This is a genomic window from Elusimicrobiota bacterium, assembly GCA_040757695.1.
Classification (GTDB): Bacteria; Elusimicrobiota; UBA8919; order UBA8919; family UBA8919; genus JBFLWK01.
In genome coordinates, this window is sequence record JBFLWK010000009.1 from 13,376 (window position 1) to 34,102 (window position 20,727).

Annotated in this window: 11 protein-coding genes and 1 pseudogene; all 12 read left to right on the top strand. The window is 39.8% G+C overall.

Translation table 11 applies throughout. The features are described 5' to 3' along the window. The first annotated feature begins 23 nt into the window (after nt 1-23). The 12 genes and pseudogenes from AB1349_02905 to AB1349_02960 all read left to right on the top strand — a co-directional run bounded on the left by AB1349_02905 (nt 24) and on the right by AB1349_02960 (nt 20,553). On the top strand, nt 24-1,391 hold the full coding sequence (locus tag AB1349_02905; GenBank protein ID MEW6556283.1) for a PorV/PorQ family protein: 1,368 nt from the start codon (nt 24-26) through the stop codon (nt 1,389-1,391). 129 nt (nt 1,392-1,520) lie between these two features. Next, nucleotides 1,521-1,811 carry a hypothetical protein gene (locus tag AB1349_02910; protein ID MEW6556284.1) on the top strand — a complete coding sequence of 97 codons (291 nt, stop codon included), beginning with the start codon at nt 1,521-1,523 and terminating at the stop codon, nt 1,809-1,811. A gap of 9 nt (nt 1,812-1,820) precedes the next feature. Further along, the gene (locus AB1349_02915) at nt 1,821-3,827 is read left to right on the top strand and encodes a clostripain-related cysteine peptidase (protein ID MEW6556285.1); all 2,007 of its coding nucleotides are present in this window, start codon (nt 1,821-1,823) and stop codon (nt 3,825-3,827) included. Then, nucleotides 3,824-4,102, top strand: a complete 279-nt coding sequence (locus tag AB1349_02920) for a hypothetical protein (GenBank protein MEW6556286.1) — start codon at nt 3,824-3,826, stop codon at nt 4,100-4,102. The genes AB1349_02915 and AB1349_02920 overlap by 4 nt, the downstream gene beginning before the upstream one ends. Before the next feature lie 12 nt (nt 4,103-4,114). Next, the gene (locus AB1349_02925) at nt 4,115-5,716 is read left to right on the top strand and encodes a clostripain-related cysteine peptidase (GenBank protein MEW6556287.1); all 1,602 of its coding nucleotides are present in this window, start codon (nt 4,115-4,117) and stop codon (nt 5,714-5,716) included. Nucleotides 5,717-5,786: 70 nt separating this feature from the next. Then, on the top strand, nt 5,787-6,728 hold the full coding sequence (locus AB1349_02930) for a PorV/PorQ family protein (protein ID MEW6556288.1): 942 nt from the start codon (nt 5,787-5,789) through the stop codon (nt 6,726-6,728). Continuing rightward, on the top strand, nt 6,728-7,711 hold the full coding sequence (locus AB1349_02935; GenBank protein MEW6556289.1) for a PorV/PorQ family protein: 984 nt from the start codon (nt 6,728-6,730) through the stop codon (nt 7,709-7,711). The genes AB1349_02930 and AB1349_02935 overlap by 1 nt, the downstream gene beginning before the upstream one ends. Nucleotides 7,712-7,862: 151 nt before the next feature. Next, entirely contained in the window at nt 7,863-16,586 is an 8,724-nt protein-coding gene (locus tag AB1349_02940) for an Ig-like domain-containing protein (GenBank protein ID MEW6556290.1), read from the top strand. A gap of 61 nt (nt 16,587-16,647) precedes the next feature. After that, nucleotides 16,648-17,871 carry a PorV/PorQ family protein gene (locus AB1349_02945; GenBank protein MEW6556291.1) on the top strand — a complete coding sequence of 408 codons (1,224 nt, stop codon included), beginning with the start codon at nt 16,648-16,650 and terminating at the stop codon, nt 17,869-17,871. A 623-nt stretch (nt 17,872-18,494) separates the two neighbouring features. Then, complete coding sequence (locus AB1349_02950) at nt 18,495-19,499, top strand: M23 family metallopeptidase (protein ID MEW6556292.1); 1,005 nt, start codon at nt 18,495-18,497, stop codon at nt 19,497-19,499. Further along, complete coding sequence (locus tag AB1349_02955) at nt 19,496-20,254, top strand: methyltransferase domain-containing protein (GenBank protein ID MEW6556293.1); 759 nt, start codon at nt 19,496-19,498, stop codon at nt 20,252-20,254. The genes AB1349_02950 and AB1349_02955 overlap by 4 nt, the downstream gene beginning before the upstream one ends. Before the next feature lie 143 nt (nt 20,255-20,397). Continuing rightward, nucleotides 20,398-20,553 (top strand): annotated as a pseudogene (locus AB1349_02960) (riboflavin biosynthesis protein RibD). Nucleotides 20,554-20,727 lie beyond the last annotated feature (174 nt).

Here is a 20,727-nt window from a genome sequence, read left to right on the forward strand (position 1 = left end):
TAAATAAGATGCAAGGAGGAAATATGAAAAATAATTACATTAGTATGACATTTTGGAGCATTTTCAATTTTACATTTTTAATTTTTAATTGCCTTTACGCTCAGCAAAGTGGCGGGATATTTTTAGAGATCCCATCATCAGTTCGAGCAGGTGGTATGGCAGAAAGTTATACCGCACTATCAAACGAGACATTCGGACTGCACTACAACCCTGCGGGAATTTCGTTTATTGAGAATGCTGCGGTCTCGTTTTTGCATCATATATATCTACAAGATTTTAATGGTGAGTTTTTAGGTTTTGTTAAGCCTGTCGGCAAATTCGCGGTTGGTTGCGCACCTGCATATATCGGGATGAAACAAGAGCCGATTTATGATACGCTTGGGAATGAGACCGGCGAAAGTTTTCAGTATAATGGGCTTGTAATACCAGCTGCGGTCTCGTATCTGTTATCCAAAAATGTTGCTATTGGTACAAACCTCAAACATTATTCTGAGACTATAGACGATTTTTCACAGAGTGTTTTTACGGTTGATGTCGGTAGCATTCTATCTTATCGTAGTTTCCGACTCGGTGTTTCAGGACTGAATTTAATCGGTGAACTTGAAGGATATCAACTACCAAGAACACTAAAAACCGGGTTGGCAGTGGTGGCTAAGAAATTTACTTTATCAACCGAATTTGATAGGCAGTTAGTAAAACAAGAAAACCTTATCAGTGTTGGTGCTGAAGTGCCTGTTGCAAAAATATTTTATTTAAGAGCTGGATATAAGATAAAAGGAAATGGAGACTTTGGTGGACCAACCGGTGGAGTTGGTATAAATTGGAAAGGCATCAACCTGGACTATGCATTCTCAGGTTATGGTGATTTAGGCACTACACATAGAGCTGGGATTTCGCTTGCACTGCTGCCTGAAAAAGAAAAAGTGGTAGAAGAAAAAAGGGAGGTATCTGTTGAAAAACCAGAAATTATCACAAAACCTGTTATAGAAAAGCCAACTGTTCAGATAAATATTGCAGTTGCAGATTTTACAGGGAACAATGTATCCCAAGCGGATGCCACTATCGTTGCAGGTTTCTTAAGAACAGAACTGGTAAAAATAGGTTATTATAATGTTATTGAGAAAGCAAATATGGATAAGATATTAGCAGAAGCAGCATTCCAGCAGACGGGTTGTACAACATCAGAATGCGCTGTCCAAATAGGTAAACTGCTGAATGTTAGAGAAATGGTTGTTGGCTCGCTATCAAAACTTATGGATACATATTTTATAACAGTGAATCTTGTAGAGGTAGAAACCGGTAAGATATTGAAATCAGAAGATATAAAAGCACAAACCGCAGCGGACCTTAGAGCTGCCTGTAAAGAACTTGCAGAAAGAATTTGTCAGTAAGACTGCATACCACAGAGATACGGAGTCACAGAGAAAAAATGCAAAGATTAAAAATCAAAAACTCTGTGTAATCTGGTTCTCTCTGTGGCTCTGTGGGATTTGGAATTTGCCGTTAACTGGAGGCAAATCATGGAAACAGGAATGGCAATAGGAATAATAGCATTAATGTTTACAGTTTATGCATGGTATAATGGCAGGGCAATGAGAAACCTATTAAAAGAACTTTTTTCAAAAATGGATGAAAGAGCAGAACAGCGGCACAGAGAAGTGATAGAAACATCGGAACAGCGACACAGGGAAGTGATGGAGACTCTAAAGCAGCAACATCAAGACCATCTAGATAATGTTGAGCTATTAAAAAAAGGGTTTGGGGATTTAACAAAAGAGGCAAAAGAGATAAAAACAGCTATTGGTCGTTAAGGAGGTTTTATGTTAAAACGGTTTTTGGTAATGGGTTTTGTGGGATTGGTTTTATCTGTGTTTATCTGTGGTCTCATCTGTGTTAATCAGTGTTTTGCAGCAAAATGGACATATGCTGTTTATTTAGATGCAGATAACAATTTAGAGGATGCCGGTATTGACGATTTCTTAGAGATGGCAAAAGTAGGCAGTAATTCCGATATAAATATCGTTGTCCAGATGGATAGGGCGTCTGGCTATGATTCAACATACGGCGACTGGAAAACCTGCAAGAGATTCAAAATAACAAAAGATATGAAACCTTATGCATCAAACGCACTTGAAGACCTCGGTGAAGCAAATATGGGCTCACCTACTACACTGACAAATTTTATCACCTGGGTATGGACAAATTATCCAGCAGATAGATATGCACTCATTTTATGGAATCACGGTGGCGGCTGGCGTGACCGTTCACCATCTCGGTCTCCATTAGAGCGCGCAGTCTGCTGGGACGATGGAAACAATGATGATTGTCTTTATATGAAAGAAGTAAGAACCGCAATCTCTAATGCATCACATACTTTTGACCTCATTGGATTTGATGCCTGCTTGATGGGACATTTGGAAGTTGCATATGAATTAAGAAATGTTTTAGACGATGCTAACGGCGTGATGGTCGGCTCTGAAGAAACGGAACCTGGCGATGGCTGGCCTCACGATACAATCCTGTCATATCTAGCAGCAAACCCATCTGCAACACCAAAACAATTAGGAACAGCAATCGTTGATAAATATGGTGCTTTTTATGGTGCATCTGCGGCGTGTACTCAATCAGCAATTGATACTACAAAAATAAATGATGCCGTCAGCAAACTAAACATATTTGCGGATTCAATGAATGACAACTCTCAACTTACAGCAATTCAAACGGCGAGAACCAACTGCAAGGCATATTCGGAATCCGACGGTTATTATGGTGTTGATATTTATCGGTTTGCTAATCAGGTTGGTGGCACTGCGGCAACCAACCTGAAAACTGCCATAACATCCGCGGTTGTCAAAAATTACAAGGGCTCTGCAAGAAACGATACTGCAAAATACGGCTCTTACGGGCTCTGCGTCTATTTCCCAAAAACAAAATCATATTATGATTCCGCTTACACCTCTGCGATTTTATACGGCTCTGAAACAACAAACAAATGGGACGATTTCTTGAAACGATATTACGATGGTAATCTCGGAACTGGTGGCGGGTCAACACAAACAGGCGCTGACGGTAGTGGCACAGCATCGCTTTCTAAAAAAGGTGTCGCACCGAATACATATTATACATCAATCACATACACACTAACACCAACAGCAGCAGGTTCACTCGGTGGCGGAAAGGTAGAAGTGACTATTCCATCCGGGTGGACTGCACCACAAAATACTTCATCAACCGGTAAGGGCTATGTTAAATCATATATCTATAAATATCAGACAACTTCATACAACCTTACAACTGCTATATCAGGTCAGAAAGTTACTATAACAGGTATTCCATCAGACCGGCTTGCTTATGGAAGCGGTGATAAATTAAAACTGCAATACAAAAAATTTACAACACAATCAACCGAAGGTACTGCAAAGTTTTATACCAAAACTGCAGGTAGTGGCGGGACACTTACCGCAATCTCAAAACAGCCAACAATAACGGTTGGTGCGTCATATGCTTCTTCAAAAAGCGATATAGATGAAGAGGTTGAGGCAGAAGATGGCAGTGTAAAACAGGCAGCACTTGGACAGAATTATCCGAACCCGTTTAATCCTGCGACAACATTTAATTATTTCATACCTGAAGGCGGGCGGGTAACCATCAAACTTTACAATGTTGCCGGACAGGAAGTGGATACTGTGGTTGATGAAGACCAATTATCAGGCGAGCATTCTATAAAATATGACTCCGGCGATAAACTCTCACGCGGCGTCTATTACTACCGCCTGACTCTTAACGGCAAAGAAATCGGTACAAAACGTGCAGTAGTTCTGAAATGAGAATCATAAAACAAATTGAGATTGAACAAAAACCTGCAATTGCACTGTTTGATACCGGTGCAACTGCTTCGTATATCCGTGAGGAACTACTTTTTGATGTACCAAAAAGAATCATTGGGAACCCATATAAAGTTGGTTTAGGTGGTAAACCGATTGAAGTAAAACAAATCTGTGTAGCTATTGGAAAAATGGAAAAATGGGAGATAAAACTTGACCCTAAAACAGGTCAACTTGATTTAGAAGGTCTTAGAAGACGGGAGTTTACAGAGTTTTAGGAATTTACTCTAATGAAAAAACTTATTCTATCCGGACAGGTTTTGTGCCTGTTTTTTTTATCTATGAGATTCCTCGTTTCACTCGGAATGACGCTTTGCGTCATCTGCGTTAATCTGTGTTTTGCAAAATGGACTTTTATCGTCTATATGGCAGGTGATAATTCGTTAGATACTGCGTTAGGTGGCAACCAGTTAAACAAAGATATCAAGAAAATGGAAACTACTATAAATACTACTAATACGAATGTTATTGTGCTTGCAGATAGAAATGGTGATGAAAACACATATATCTACAACATACTGAATGATAATAGTTACTGTATAACAAGTCCAACAATTTCTGTATCAAATCTGCTGCCTGCTTGTACAACAAACGAATTGAATATGGGCGACCCAGCAACACTGGTTGCGTTTTCTACCTGGGTAATTACAAACTGGTCGGCTGATAATTATTGTCTTGTATTATGGAATCACGGTGGTGGCTGGTGGCCTAAAGCACCGAAACGAGGGATTGCTTGGGATGATAATACATTAGACAACGATTACCTTACTACTGCTGAACTTGGAACTGCACTATCACAAATCAAAACTATTCTTGGAGGGGAGTGGAGTGGAAAAAAAATTGATATCGTCGGGTTTGATGCCTGCCTGATGGCACAACTTGAGGTCGCATATCAGATAAAGGACTATGCTGATTATATGGTTGCCTCAGAAGAAAACGAATACGGATGGCCTTACGACGGTTTATTGGCTGAACTTGGTACAAACCCCAATTACGAACCTGAAATAGTTTCACAAAAAATTGTAGAGATATGGGATAAGGCGTATTCAGATGAGACATTTTCCTGGTTTTCTGTAAACTTTGACAGCAGAACTGCTTCAGCAATTGACCTATCAAAAATTGAGACATTGACAACTGCAATAGATAATCTGGCAACTGAACTGCTCGTATCAAAAAACACAGTTCCGCTGTATCTTACAAGAGATGTTGTTGATTTTTTTGGTGGGAAGGGTGGCAGCAGAGATGAGAATGACAAATTTGGTGGTATTGATATTTACGACTTGGCTTATATCATCAAACAGAATCCTGATTTATCTGCCGGTAGTTTGAGAAATGCTGCTGTATCAGTTATGGATACGGTTAATGATTGCGTTATTGCTAATAAGACAGGTAATTCTCATAAAAACGCACACGGGCTTTCAATAAACTTTCCTAAAACATTACTCGCATGGCAAAACGAAAATAATCCTGACAATTATTACGAGACACTACAATTCGCACAGGCAACACATTGGGATGAGTTTTTGACGGATTACTATTCAAAAGTGCTCTACGGACCTCAATCACTAAACTATGTGGTTTCTGCACCGAATCCTTACAATCCTTTAACCGGTAATCTGACAATAAAGAATTTTCCTGATAATTCACAGATAGAAGTAAAAATTTACAATCTTGAAGGAGTACTCGTTAGAAAAATTGAAGGTTCAGGCAACTCAATTGACTGGGATGGCAAAAATGAAGAAGAAAATACTGTAGCATCGGGAATTTATTTTTATGTTGCAAAAACACAAACCGATTCTTGTAAAGGAAAGATTACAGTCATAAAAAGATGAAACTTTATTATAGGACAAGTGTTCTAATTACTAACGACAAAATTTATAGGACAAATGTCCTAATCAAAAAATGAAAAATCAACAGAACAATGGAATTTGGAAACAAGGAAATATGGAAACAAGAAAATATGGCAAAATACTTGTTTCTATATTTCTATATTTCTATATTTCCTGTCTTTTAGCATCTGATTCTGGCACCTCCGCAGGGTTGTTGTTTCGTATCAGCCCATCTGCAAAAACAGCCGGTATCGCAGAGGCGGTAACTTCTATTTCTGAAAATCTGGCTGCATCTGATGTAAATCCTGCTTCTATCTCAACACTGCCTCACTACAATTTTTCGGTTTCACATTCGGAATACTTTGAGGATGTTAATATAGAAGAAATCAAGTTCTCTAAATATCTGCAAATAATGGGTGGGCTTAGCGGTAATATCGGGCTATTAACAAAATATCTATCTCTAAAAGATATAGAACGCGACAAACGCGGTGTAAATCAGAATGAGTTCAGAAACAGCGCTACTGTAATCGGACTTTTATATGCGACAAAAATCTATCCGGTTGATTTCGGGCTTACTTTCAAATATCTTCATGAACAACTATCTGACGAAACCGCTGCTGCGATTGCTTTTGATTGCGGGTTTTTATACTCTACACCACTTTATAAACTGCCAATTGATTTCGGTTTCTCAGTAAGAAACATAGGTCCGAAAACCGGCTATGGCGTTACAAAAGATTTTCTGCCGTTTGAAACCCGTTTCGGAATGAGCCATCAGTTTTCTAAAGCGCTGGTTTCTATAGACGGTATCTGGCAGCGTGAAAATAATCTGCTCGCTAATTTGGGTGCAGAATTGACTGTTACAAAAAATTTTTGTTTCCGCTGTGGATATACAACATTAAATAGATACTCATTAGGTGCTGGATTTTTAGCCGGAATGTTTTCTGTTGATTATTCAGTCACCACACACACGGAACTAACAGATATCCACAGGTTCACAGTAAGTTGTAAATTCTAATGAATACAAAAAAGTGGTTATGTGGTTATGTGGTTATGTGGTTAGTCTCTACTAATCACTTAATCACTTATTCACTTATTCACTTGCTTTTTACTACTTATCCACTTATCCACTGCCTCTCTGCTGCTACCCATACCGGTGCTGATTTCTTGAAACTTGCCGGTGGCGCAAGAATCATCGCACTCGCAGAAACAGCCGCAGCAGTAAAACTGGATGCCAGTTCGTTTTTTCATAATCCAGCAGGAGTTGTCGGTTCGAAAAACGAAATAACTTTTTCACATTCTTCAGCACCGCAGGGTGATGCCGTCACTCAATATCTGGGCGGAATTTATTCGCTAAAAAAAGATGGTGTGATGGCTTTTGGCATACTGAGTTACAGGATTACCCCTATACCCGTTACCGACGAATTCAACTATGATATTGGCGAATTGATTTGGAATGACTGGGCGTTTTCAATCGCATATGGAAGGAACCTTTTTTACAATTTAGCCGCAGGAATAAATATAAAATATATCTATAGATACGAAAAGAATCCACTATTTGGCAAAACGATTGGCAGAGCAACCGCAGTAGATTCTGGCGTTTTGTATAAAATTATCAAAAATCTTAAACTCGGTTTTGCATGTGAGAATCTCGGTACAAAAGTGGCCTATTCTAACGACCCTGTAAAAGATAACCTGCCAACATCACTAAGAACCGGATTCACATACTATCTATTAAATACACGCGAGAATCTGCTTGATGTATCGTTTGATTTATTCAAAGAAAAAGATGATAAGTACAGACCGCGAATCAGCGCTGAATACACATATCTGGACTGGCTGTTTTTACGGGGCGGTTACATAAATAAAGCAGGCGAGATTTCAGGACTGAATTTCGGGCTCGGCGTCGCCTGGCAAGGTTTCATATTTGATTTTGCAAGCAGTGTCAACAGCGTGTTTGCTCGGACAATTTATTTTTCGTTTTCTAAAAAATTCTATTGACAATTAGAAAGAAATTTGGTATAATATAATTGTTATACGTAATAGGTAAGTAGGCGTGAACGTGTAGCCGTGGATTTTCAATCCACGTCCTTTTGCGGTGATTAAAAATCACCGACTACAATGCCAGCAAAATTGATTGGAGGTTAGCTTTATGAGAAAAATTATTATTACCGGGTTCTTGTTCGTCTTATGTATAGGGAGGCTATCAGCATTTGATGTATCGGTAACTGATTTGGTTGGTGAAGATATTGGCGCAAACACAAATATCACGCTGCCATCGGTAATTAAAGCATCCAGCGACTGGATACCACTATACAAAATCACTATTACAACCACTACCAGTTATACTTTGAATATCACAACTGTTACACTAGTTCGTAAAACTACATATTTTGATGCCAGTGTTGATTTGCTCGCGTTATCTAATGGACTGGCTTTTTTCAAAGATGATGGGAATGGTGTCTGGGAAGGTTCTGCTACCGAATACCAATGTAGTGCTTCTGCAACACCATCCACCTGGACTGAAAACCCGGCAGATACCTGGCGGGTGATGTTATCACTTACTTCAAACAGAGGTATAACCGCTGGTGATAACTTTTTCTATTTAGCAATTCGGACTTCTGATAGTATTGAAAATGGTGCTCAATTCCGGGCTGACTATAATGCTAATGGGGAACTGGTGCTTGAATTTTCTGACGGCACAACTGAAACCGGTAATTATGGTGCAGCAGATACTATGACTGCGGATATAATCGCACCGTCATTCCAGTACTCATATACACCTGATGCTACAGATGGCACAACTGCTAAAGTAATCAATTGGGCTTCTGATAATGTATATTCTCAATCTAATGATTCAACTATCAATATCGCAGTAGATTTGGGCGAATTACAAACAAAACTTGACCCGGATAGTATTTTTGCATTATCTGAACTATTCACGATAGATGAAACTGATTATTTAGGTGCGGGCTCGGTTTCATATCCTTGGTATGCTGATATCGCAGATGGCGATGGGAATGCTGATGAGTGTTGGATTCAGTACGATTTAAGCGCATCAACTGTTAATCAAAACACAGATGGTGTTAATCCGCTAAAATTCCAGATACGTGTCCGCGATGCTGCAGGTAATGTCTCAGCACTGGAAGACTCATTCAATATTTATATTGATTCCAAAGCACCTGAAGCAGTCGCACTCAATACACCAGCTGCTGATGCCTGGATAGGTCCTAACAACATGCCAACATTATCCTGGGCAACTTCTACTGAACCACATCTGAACCAATACCGACTTATAGTGACAACAATCACAGATGTGAACTATGCGATGACAGCAGGCGGTACTTCCAGATACCGCTACAAGAACTTAGGTGATGTTACATCCGCATACTTCCCAACTTCTTGGGATGCCGGCTCTTTATCAGTTGCTACTTCGTCTACCACCATATACTACTGGTCAATAGTTGGCATAGATTATGGTAATAATATAACACCATACACATCTCTATCACCACGCAGTTTTTATTATGATAATGAAACACCTACAATTTCTAACAATCTACCTACAACTACACAGACAAGCAGTGTGCCAGTAATTACCGCTGTGTTTCTTGATAATTATAAATCCGGGATTGATATTTCGTCATTCACAATGCTACTTGATGGTAATGCGGTAACACCATCATACGCACAGATAATACCAAGTTCTTATACGATTTCATACACACCAAACCCACCACTTGCAGATGGCTCACATACAGTCCAACTCCAGTGCCAGGATAATGTTGGAAACCAATCATCTGTAACGCAATTTTCATTTTCAATTGATACGAAACGACCTGTTGTATTGGACAGCGATAATGATGGCTGGGCTGATTACGATGAATTAGCAAACAACTGGAATCCAAACAGTAATTCTTCACCGGGTGGTACTGGTAACGATTTCTATCCGCTAAAAAATCAAGTTGTTAATTACGATGATTTTGTAACCAATAATACCAGTAAAATAAAAATTACAATAGAAGACCCGTTAAGCGGTAGCGTGGGCGCTACATCAGGCGTTGATATAGATAACTCAAGTATTACTGTCACAGGACCGAAAGGCAGTTTCTCGTTTGGAAATGATAACATACCAATCACAGACCAAGTTTCAAGCAGCAACAACCAATGCAAAACTTCGTCGTTCACCTGTCAGCTGCCACTTCCACTTTCAAACATCGGTGCTGACGATGGTACCTACACAATCACAATTAAACCAAAAGAAAATACTACAGGATTAGATGGCGATACTGTTACCCGGATATTTATTTACGATGCTACACTGCCTACAATAACACCCGCCACAAACCCAACTACCGGTAATACATCAAGTTATATAACATTATCACTCACTGCTGCTGATACAAATGGTATCAGTAGTGCTGCGGATGCTGTTCAGATTGTGTATCGGCTAGGTACAGGTGGCGCGGATACAACCGCAAATATGGTTGCTGGTGCAGGTGGCAGTTATTCGTTTACTGCCCAACTTACTACTGCGGGAACTTATTACTATTACTTCTCGGCAACTGATACTGCAAAGAATATCGCATATTCGCCCGGCGACGATACACAACCCGCAGTTGCAGAACGAAATATGCTATATATCGCAGATAAAACCGCACCACAGGCTGTAATCTCAAAATTAGAAACTTTACGCGGATATCTAACTACCGGCTTGACACCATCCAATCCGCCTGTTTATACAATAACAACTTCGCCATCTATCATACAAACACCAACTGTATACGCTGCCGGTGCATCTACATATACACTGATTCAAGCAACTGTTCCGGTAGAGACAACAACGCTGAGTTTCCAATACCGTCAATCACCATCAGGCAGCTGGATAGATCTTACAACTGAAAAAACCGCTTCTACTACATATCAAACCTGGTGGCAGACAACTGGATTGACTGTCGGCAGTTACTACGATATTCGGGCAATCGCTACTGATGCTGCCAGTAATACTGATACACCAACTTCTAACAGTTCGTTTGGCTTCATTACCGTGTATATCGCTACACCACCAGCACCGAAATCAGATATTATTACCGATAACCGCATTGATGATTCTGCACGGCTGTTTGGCGACAAAGTGCTAATTTCAGCAACACCATCTGCATCAACCAGAAACATTGAATACGCAGCGGTAAAATTTCAATACAAACGAAGTGATACATCTGCATGGACAGATATCGCTACAGATACTACAACAGATACTACACCAACAAATGTTACTATTACATTAAATGAGAATGATATACCTTATATTATGGACTCTAAAGGCGTGGATATTACAAAAAGTATCACAGCAGTAAAGTTTGATTGCACTACTGATAATACATATGACCGTTCTATGACAAAATCCGGTAATCTCTGGTCTGTAACAATACCATTTGCACCCGGCACATACCAGTACAATTTTGACCTTACATTCGCTGATAGTACCGGGTTAGCAAACTTACAAGACCCACACGAATACGATGATGCCGGCGGGAATTCACAAATCATTGTCGGTACATTTTCTACTATGTTTAATATCTCAGCACTTACCAGTAATGTTTCATACGATTTTAGAGCGGTTGCTACTGATTCACGTAATAATACAGATGCTTCACCATCTTATATCACAATGATTTACGATAATAGCGCACCAGCTCAACCAACAGTAACAGAACCAGTTGCACCAGCCAACCGCTTAAAAGCAGATGGTGCTACTACAATTGCTGTAAAAGCAGCCGCAAGTGATACTTACGGCCTTGATGTAGTAATATTCCAGTATTCCGACGACAGCGGAACAACCTGGAAACAGATTGGAAGTGATGCTGACTTATCTGATGGCTGTACAGTGCAATGGCAACTTCCCAATCTGGCAAGTGATACTACATATTATATCCGTGTATTCGCCTGGGATACAGCAGGGAATATTTCCAGCGCATCGTCAAACTATCCTGTGATACTGGATGTAACAGACCCAACAATAACAAACTTTTCGGTTGTTAGCCCATCTACATCTACAACATTAACCTCCGGTACCAGATATACACTGATCGCAGAAACACTGGATTCCGATATAGCTTATATTACATATACACATACTCTTAGTAGCGGGACCTGGATACCATCAGCAATAATAACTTCTAAAACCGGTTCGGGAACAATTTCAGACCCGTATAAATATACTGTCTATTTTGAGCCAACTAATACTGAGACTGAGACAGAAGAAACACTTACCGCAACTATCACTGACTTTTGTGGCAGAACAGGCACAAAAACACTTACTGTAAATTCGTTGGATATAACACCATCTGTTGCAACACTTTCTCAGGTCAACATTGACGATGATGGCGATGGCAGTTTTAATAAAGATGCTGTTGATAGCGTGGATAATGATGCTGATGGGCTCATTGATGAAGACCCAACTAACCCAGTAACTGCAGGCAGTAATATCTATATCGGTAGAAACGGCGCCTTTTTGCAGGCAACTGTGTCAAATCTGGACGGTGGAACTGTAAAATTCCAATACTCAACTTCCGCTACAGGTCCCTGGACAACTATTGAAGAAGTAGCAGCCGCCACAATCACAACAACAACCAACCAATTTATTCCGCTAGCATTCGGGCTTGCAGAAGGAACATACTATCTGAGAGCATTAGTCACCGACAATGATGGTAATGTTGATTCTAATCCAACTGTTATCTCAGCAATTTATGATGGAACAGAGCCAACTATAAATACATTCACAGCACCGACGACAACTATTGATTGCTCAAGACCATTCACACTATACGCAAAAACTAATAATACTGATGTATCAAGAATCGTGTTTCAGTACTACGACCCCTCCCCCCCAACACCAGGCTGGGTAGTAATTGATACAACAACCGCAAATCGGCTTATTAGATTGGTCAGTTCTAAGATAACACCATCTGCCGTCGGGCTCGCAGAGCAAACAATAACAGTAACAGCACCAAATGTTACACAACCAACCTCTTTACAGGTGCGCGCATTCTGTATTGATAAAGCAGGCAACCGAAATACTGATACTTCACACGCACCAGTATCAACTATTTCGTTAAATGATACCGCAGCACCTGTGGCAACTATTGTTTCTGCTGCCAATGGAACGGTCTCTGCTGAAACATCAGAAGCGAATGTGAAATCAGTGCTGTTCCAGTACCGTCCATCAGGCAGCAGTATCTGGATGGATTTAGGTACTGATACACCACCCCCTGACGCTACTTTCGGGAATACAGGCACACGCTGGACTTCGCCAATTACATTAACAAATTTACCAGCAGATACTTATCAACTCCGCGCAATCGCAACCGATATGTTCAACAACAGCAGTGTCTCAGTAGCACCTGTCTTGACTGCTTCAGTTAGTGTAAATGATGAAGGTACAAAAACATACTCGTTACCACGCTCAACACAAATAGTAATTGGTATATCTAATGTCAGTTTTACAGGAACAGGTTCAGTTCAAATGACAGTAAATGTTATTTCAGCAAATCCGCTTACTTCAGCACCAACAGTATCGTTTTTTATCACAGATGGTTCAAGTAATACTGCTACAAAAACAGTTGCGCTTACCGGTGCTACTACAAGCTGGTCTGGAACGGTTGAATTAACAAATCTGGCTACTACCGCTGGAGCCGGTAATGCAAGCATCACTGTCTACGGAACTGATGCAGCCGGTAATGTCTGGGGCGATACCGTCGGACTGATTCTATCAGCACCTGCTAATAATCCTACAGGCACTTCAATAGATAACATGGCAAGATTAGATAGTTATAGTAATTGGCCAGCACTTGCTAATAATGGCTGCTTGTTTATAGGACCTGCTTACCAACCACAAATTTCAACAGAGCAATCAGCAGTAATAAAGCCAATTGGTCGTGTGTATGAATTCGCATCATCTGATGGAACAAAACAATTCCTCGCTGGTATAACCGCTTATTGCTGGTTGGATTATGCAGATGCTGATATACCATCAGGTTATACAGAAGGCAAATTAGGTGTCGCATACTGGGATTCTGTTAATTCAAAATGGTCTTCTGAAGGTATTACTTATGTTAGTGCGAACCAAACAGCTAATAGAGTATGGTTCACAACAACACATCTCGGTAGATACGCACTGATGGTAATAAACTCAACAACAACAATCACATTCCGGTCACCTGTTCAGGGCGGTTATGTCGGCACAACACCATCAATAGATATAGAAGCAGCAGACACATTCTCAGGTATAAGAGAGTTTAAACTTGAACTGGATGGCTCGGATGTAACGGCTGTATTTGGAGGAACAACTCGTATTCTATCAGATACATCAGCAAGATATACCGCAACACCAACACTTACACCAGTAGAACATACACTGAAAGTAACCGTTACCAATCAGCAAGGTCAGGTAGCAACCTCAACAATAAAGTTTAACTCTGGTACACTTAACTGGACAGGAACACAGCCAACAAATGCACAGATACTGGTCTCTACAAAAACATTACCGACAATACCGTCAACACAGAGTTTTCTGAGTAGTGCGTCTCTTTCTGCAGTTGATTTTTCATTTGCTGATAAAACTACAACTTTCCCTGCTAATAGCAATGTTCAACTACAAATAAATTACAACGACGCTGAACTAACAGGTGGAACAACTGCAGAAACGAATTTAGGAATCGCATGGTGGGATTCCACTAATTCTAAATGGTCTGCAGAAGGCATCACCAGCGTAAGCGTTGACCAGGACAAAAATGTGATTACATTCAATACCAAACATACTGGAACTTTTGCACCGATGGTAATCAATTCCACAACAACAATCACATTCCACTCACCTGTTCAGGGCGGTTATGTGGGAACTTCACCGTCAATAGATATAGAAGCATCTGATACTTTCTCAGCAATAAGGCAGTTTAAACTTGAACTGGATGGCTCGGATGTAACGGCTGCTTTCACCGGAACAACCAGTATTCTATCAGATACATCAGCAAGATATACCGCAACACCAACACTTACACCAGTAGAACATACACTGAAAGTAACAGTTACCAATCAGCAAGGTCAGGTAGCAACCTCAACAATAAAGTTTAACTCTGGTACACTTAACTGGACAGGAACACAGCCAACAAATGCGCAGATATTGGTCTCTACATCTCCACATCCATCAATACCGTCAACACAGAGTTTCTTGAAAACCGCTTCTTCTGCATCTTTTGATTTTTCATTTGCTGATCAAACTACAACTTTCCCTGCTAATAGCAATGTTCAACTACAAATAAATTACAACGATTCTGAACTGACAGGTGGAACAACTGCAGAAACGAATTTAGGAATCGCATGGTGGGATTCTACTAATTCTAAATGGTCTGCAGAAGGTATCACCAGCGTAAGTGTTGACCAGGACAAAAATGTAATCACTTTCAATACCAAGCATACTGGAACTTTTGCACCGATGATAATCAATTCAACAACAACAATTACATTTCGGTCACCTGTAAATGGTGGTTATGTAGGCACAACACCATCAATAGATATAGAGGCATTTGATACTTTCTCAGCAATAAGACAGTTTAAACTTGAACTGGATGGCTCGGATGTAACGGCTGCTTTCGCCGGAACAACCAGTATTCTGTCAGATACATCAGCAAGATATACCGCAACACCAACACTTACACCACAAGAACATACACTGAAAGTAACAGTTACCAATCAGCAAGGTCAGGTAGCAACCTCAACAGTAAAATTCAATTCAGGCACACTTGCATGGACCGGTACACAGCCGACAAATGCACAGATACTGGTCTCTACATCTCCCCCACCATCAATACCGTCAACACAGAGTTTCTTGAAAACTGCTTCTTCCAGTAGTTATGATTTTTCGTTTATGGATAAAACTACCAACTTCCCAACAGGTAGTAATGTTCAACTCCAAATAAATTATAACGATTCTGAACTAACAGGTGGAACAATTGCAGAAGCGAATTTAGGTATCGCATGGTGGGATTCAACTAATTCTAAATGGTCTTCCGAAGGTATCACCAGCGTAAGCGTTGACCAGGATAAAAATGTGATTACTTTCAGAACTAACCACTTTACCATTTTTGCACCAGTGATAATATATTCTACTACAACTGTTACTATCAACTCACCAGCAGAAAACAAATATGCATCTGCTAATCCATTGATATCATTATCAGCAGAAGATACATTTTCAGCAATCCGCGAGGTAAAAGTAGAGGTTGATGGTTCTGATATAACAGGGCTTTTGTATCAGCAGGCAGCAATTGATGGGATTGATAACGACTCAGATGGGCTTGTAGATGAACAAGGTGGTGATGCAACCACATTCCTTGACGATGAATTACCATTTGCACTCACAGGCACAAATGCTGCCAAATTTATTGCCCGAGCGCTCTACCTGAACCTCAAAGATGGTGAACATACACTAAAAATTACTGTAACTAATGAGCAAGGAAAATCAACTATTAAAAGTATCAAATTCAATACTGGAAGTACACTTGAAATGACCGAACCACATAATTATCCAAACCCATTTGACCCAACAAAGATACCAGCATATATGACCGCGCCAACTTATATCTGCCCGAATATCACAACTGATGCACTTGTAAAAATAAAAATTTATGACTTTGAAGGTCACGAAGTCGCTTCGTTAGAAGAACGACTCTATAACCAGAACGAATACATCACATGGGATGGTAAAGATAACGAAACACAAAAATATCTGGCTAACGGTGTATATTTCGCTAAAATAGAAGCAAATAGCAGCACACAAAAAGTAAAAAAATTTATTAAAATCGCTATAGTCAGGTAAAAAATGTTTTCGCGTTAGCGACAACATGAAAACTTAAATTCTTGAATTTTGGAGGTGTCTGATGAAAACAAGATGCAAGATGCAAGATGCAAGATGCAAGGGTTGGCAGTTATTGGTTTTACTTGTTTCTATATTTCTATATTTCCATATTTCCTGCCTCTACACCGATGAATCCACAGATGCACTGCCTTATCTCCGAATGGGTGTCGGTGCAAGAGCATCAGGTTTAGGCGGTGCCTTTACCTCAATCGCAAATGATGGCTCTGCTGTTTATTGGAATCCAGCAGGACTAACTAAATTAAAAAAAATTGAACTATCATCTATGTATGGATTGCTTTCGTTAGATAGGAGTTTGAATTTTTTAAGCGCCTCGTATTCTATAAGCGAAAACATAGGCACTATCGGTTTAGGAGTGCTCAATGCCGGCATTAAAGATATAAAAGGATATGACGAAAATAACCAGCCAACAACTAATTTTAACTACCAATCTTTCGCAGGTATGGTCTCATACAGCAGAACTTTTACAGAAGGTGCATCAGCCGGCTTAACTATAAAATTTATATCGGATAAACTGAAAGATTCTACCGCTTCAGGAATAGGTGGTGATATCGGGTTCCTGGTTTCACCAACTGAGAAACTAAATTGTGGGTTGATGCTGCAGGATATCTATACTTCATTATCACTTGCTTCAGGTAAGAAAGATACTGTCCCGATGAGTTCCAAATTTGGTCTCTCGTATAAATTGTTGCAAGATAAAATGACTGTCGCTGCTGATATAAATAAAGTAACAGACCAGAATAGTATACGATGGCAACTCGGTAGCGAATATACTTTACAGCCAATATCTTTACGGCTGGGATTAAACCAAAAATATCCATCAGCGGGATTTTCAATAAATATCTGGAATCTGTATCTGGACTATGGCTACACAGCGGATAACCTGAAAGAAGGTGACAGACATTTCGTCTCAATCCGAGCAGCTTTTGGTAGTAGTGCTGGAGAAACATTTACAGAAGAAAAAAAAGTAGAAACTAAAGAACCTAAGTTTGAAGAACCTAAACCTGTCAAAGAACTAAAAAAAGAAGAAAAAAAAGAAGAGAAACCAATGAGTGAAGCATCAAAACGGAATCTAATGCGAAACCATTATAACCGCGCTGTAGAACTATATTCTAACCAAAAATATGAAGAAGCAATAAAAGAATGGCAGGAAGTACTGAAACTTGACCCGAATCACCAGCCATCTCAAGAAAAAATAGAAAAAGCAAAAGAAAAATTAGGCAAATAATAGTAAATACTCTTCGGGGTAAGGTGACCTGACTTCGCTGAAGCTTCGGTGGGGCAGGAATTCCTAACCGGTGGTGATAGTCCACTAAAGCCGATTTTACATCGGCTCCGAATCTGTGAAACACAGATACCGACGGTAAAGTCCGGATGAGAGAAGAGTAGCGTTAAAAAGTTTCTGCTTTTAGAATCCCCGAAGATACTTTGGGGATTTTTGTTTGTATGAATAGAACTGATAGAACTGAGCAGGAGACTGTGAGAACTGTGAGAACTGCAGGTGAGAACTGGAGAACTGTGGAGAACTGAGAACTGTGCCAGACTTGTGAGAACTGTGAGAACTGTGCCAGACTTGAAATTTTCAATCTTTTTTTAAGTGCTATATGTAGGCGAGCCAAGGGCTCGCAACCACTCCAGAATTGGTGGAATCCTCTGCTTGCAGAGGACAAACATTGAAATTCCGATACAATCAAATTTCCCTGGTAGCCGCAACCTTTAGGTTGCAGCAACGATGCAGGGTAAACCCTGCAACTACCAAAAATGTGGGTTGTGACACAGTCTCAATTTCAAGTCTGGCACGGTATTGCGGTGTCTGGCTAAATCTCTAAAATTGTAAAACTTGGAGTAAAGATGAGTAATGAAATGTTAACTATTGAAGAGGCGGCAGAAGTGTCAGGCATACCTGTAAATCTTATTAAGCGTGTTGTCTTGGAAGGGTTGGTGTTTCCTGTTGCAAAAGAAGAGCCTTATCAATTTACAGAAGAAGAAGTAAAACTATGGAATAATAGCGATGAAGCGGGAAAACGCATTTATGGGAAAAAAGGGGTTGAATTATATCCTGTTAATGAATACCAAACTAAGAACAAATACATTCTTCCGTTTACAAATTGCTGGTTAGTTACAGATGGCGGAAAAATTGAATCAGGGCACAGGGACGAGATTGGACACTGTGTTCGTTGGGCATGGGATTTTTGTATTATTCATCCTGATGATTACAAAAAATGTTATACCGGTATGTCGTGGAAGGATTTATGTAATCTGAGATACAGATATCATCAGCAAGAAAATATCCCTGACATAAACTGGCAGGAAATAAGTCTTGAGCATAAACCTGAAAAATGGTTTACCAGAAATGAGTTGGTATTGGCGTTTAATAATGGAACTTTACATAAAGACCATTATTGTTATGAAAAGGAAATCATTGCACCTGCTGATGGAGTTATTATTTTACCTGCTTTTACTTCAGAAGAACAATTTTTAGGTAAAGTAGAAAAGAATATTAAAAACAATTCTGATGAAACAATACAAAATATCATAATTGACCACGGGAATAATGAGTATTCACAAATTGGTCATGTGCTGGCACGTTCTGTTAAGGTGCGTCCTGGACAGAAAGTAAAGCAAGGTGAATTTGTTGGACTTTGCGGACAGTGGCAGATATGGCCTCATATTCATTGGGCAGTATGGGATTATTGGCATCCACTTTTTGCCAAAGGACTTCCTGTGACAATATCAAAATTATGGGTATATGAAGATGGTAAACACCGCTTCTGCATGCAGGGGCGGGGTAAATTTGTTTTGAAGCAGAATTTAATGCTTGAAAGAGGAATGATAGTTTCAAATAATAAACAATGAAATATTACAAATATCACGAACGGAAATATCAAAGTCTCAGAAGAGAAGGGAAAAAAAGATGGCAAGTATCACTTATAAAACCATTTACAGAGTTTCTATTGTTTCACAGGCTGCTGCCAAAATCAAAGGTTCTTGAACTTGGCTGTGGAACAGGTGATATTTCGTTTTCTTTTGCTCGTAGAGGATTTGAAGTGACAGGAGTAGATATTTCACCGACTGCTATTAGGATGGCTAAAAAAAGAGCAAAAGAAAAAGGACTAAAAGTAAAATTTGTTGTTGGTGATGTTACTAAACTGAAAGGGTTTTGTGATAACTATTATGATTTGGTTTTGGACGGTCATTGTCTTCATTGTCTTGTTTGGCAAGAAGACCGTCAAGGATTCTTAAAAAATTCTCTAAGAGTGCTAAAACCAGGTGGTTACCTTGTAGTCAACACAATGGCAATGCCGCCACGGAAATATGTGGACAAATATAGAAATGAATTTATCCTTCAAAAAGGGATCCAACTTGATAAAAATGGTCGTGCGTGGATAGTAGTCGGGAAAACACAATTTGCTTTACCTATTCGTTATACAGGGTTTAAGACTGCACTGCTCAAAGAAATTAGAAATGCTGGGTTCAGAATTCGTAAATGGATATACCAAAAAGAACCTGAAGGACCCGAAGTTTGTCGCCTTATAGTATATGGTGAGAACTGTGAGAACTGTGCCAGCTGTGAGAACTGTGCCAGACTTGAAATTTTCAAATTATTGTAAGCAGAAAGTTTCCAAAATTGCTTATTTTCTCCATCGGTTAATATCAAGATACCCCGAACAAGTTCGGGACTCCAGTGCATACCGGAATCCTCTGCTTGTAGGGAACAGGCATGCCTGTTTCCTACAGTAAACTTCTGTGCAAGATGAAAAAAACTGATACTATAGATAGTGATAAAAAATATATGCAACTGGCTTTACAACTTGCTAAAACAGGCATCGGAAAAGTAAGCCCTAACCCGATGGTCGGCTGTGTAATTGTAAAAAATGGAAAAATTGTTTCAACCGGTTATCACAAAAGAACTGTGCCAGACTTGAAATTTTCAAATTATTGTAAGCAGAAAGTTTCCAAAATTGCTTATTTTCTCCATCGGTTAATATCAAGATACCCCGAACAAGTTCGGGACCCCAGTGCATGCTGGAATCCTCTGCTTGTAGGGAAAAGGCATGCCTGTTTCCTACAGTGAACTTCTGTG

Bases quoted from the DNA above. Each gene is read 5' to 3' on its own strand.
- AB1349_02905 (MEW6556283.1), top strand. From the start codon at position 24: ATGAAAAATAATTACATTAGTATGACATTTTGGAGCATTTTCAATTTT.
- AB1349_02910 (MEW6556284.1), top strand. From the start codon at position 1,521: ATGGAAACAGGAATGGCAATAGGAATAATAGCATTAATGTTTACAGTT.
- AB1349_02915 (MEW6556285.1), top strand. From the start codon at position 1,821: ATGTTAAAACGGTTTTTGGTAATGGGTTTTGTGGGATTGGTTTTATCT.
- AB1349_02920 (MEW6556286.1), top strand. From the start codon at position 3,824: ATGAGAATCATAAAACAAATTGAGATTGAACAAAAACCTGCAATTGCA.
- AB1349_02925 (MEW6556287.1), top strand. From the start codon at position 4,115: ATGAAAAAACTTATTCTATCCGGACAGGTTTTGTGCCTGTTTTTTTTA.
- AB1349_02930 (MEW6556288.1), top strand. From the start codon at position 5,787: ATGAAAAATCAACAGAACAATGGAATTTGGAAACAAGGAAATATGGAA.
- AB1349_02935 (MEW6556289.1), top strand. From the start codon at position 6,728: ATGAATACAAAAAAGTGGTTATGTGGTTATGTGGTTATGTGGTTAGTC.
- AB1349_02940 (MEW6556290.1), top strand. From the start codon at position 7,863: ATGAGAAAAATTATTATTACCGGGTTCTTGTTCGTCTTATGTATAGGG.
- AB1349_02945 (MEW6556291.1), top strand. From the start codon at position 16,648: ATGAAAACAAGATGCAAGATGCAAGATGCAAGATGCAAGGGTTGGCAG.
- AB1349_02950 (MEW6556292.1), top strand. From the start codon at position 18,495: ATGAGTAATGAAATGTTAACTATTGAAGAGGCGGCAGAAGTGTCAGGC.
- AB1349_02955 (MEW6556293.1), top strand. From the start codon at position 19,496: ATGAAATATTACAAATATCACGAACGGAAATATCAAAGTCTCAGAAGA.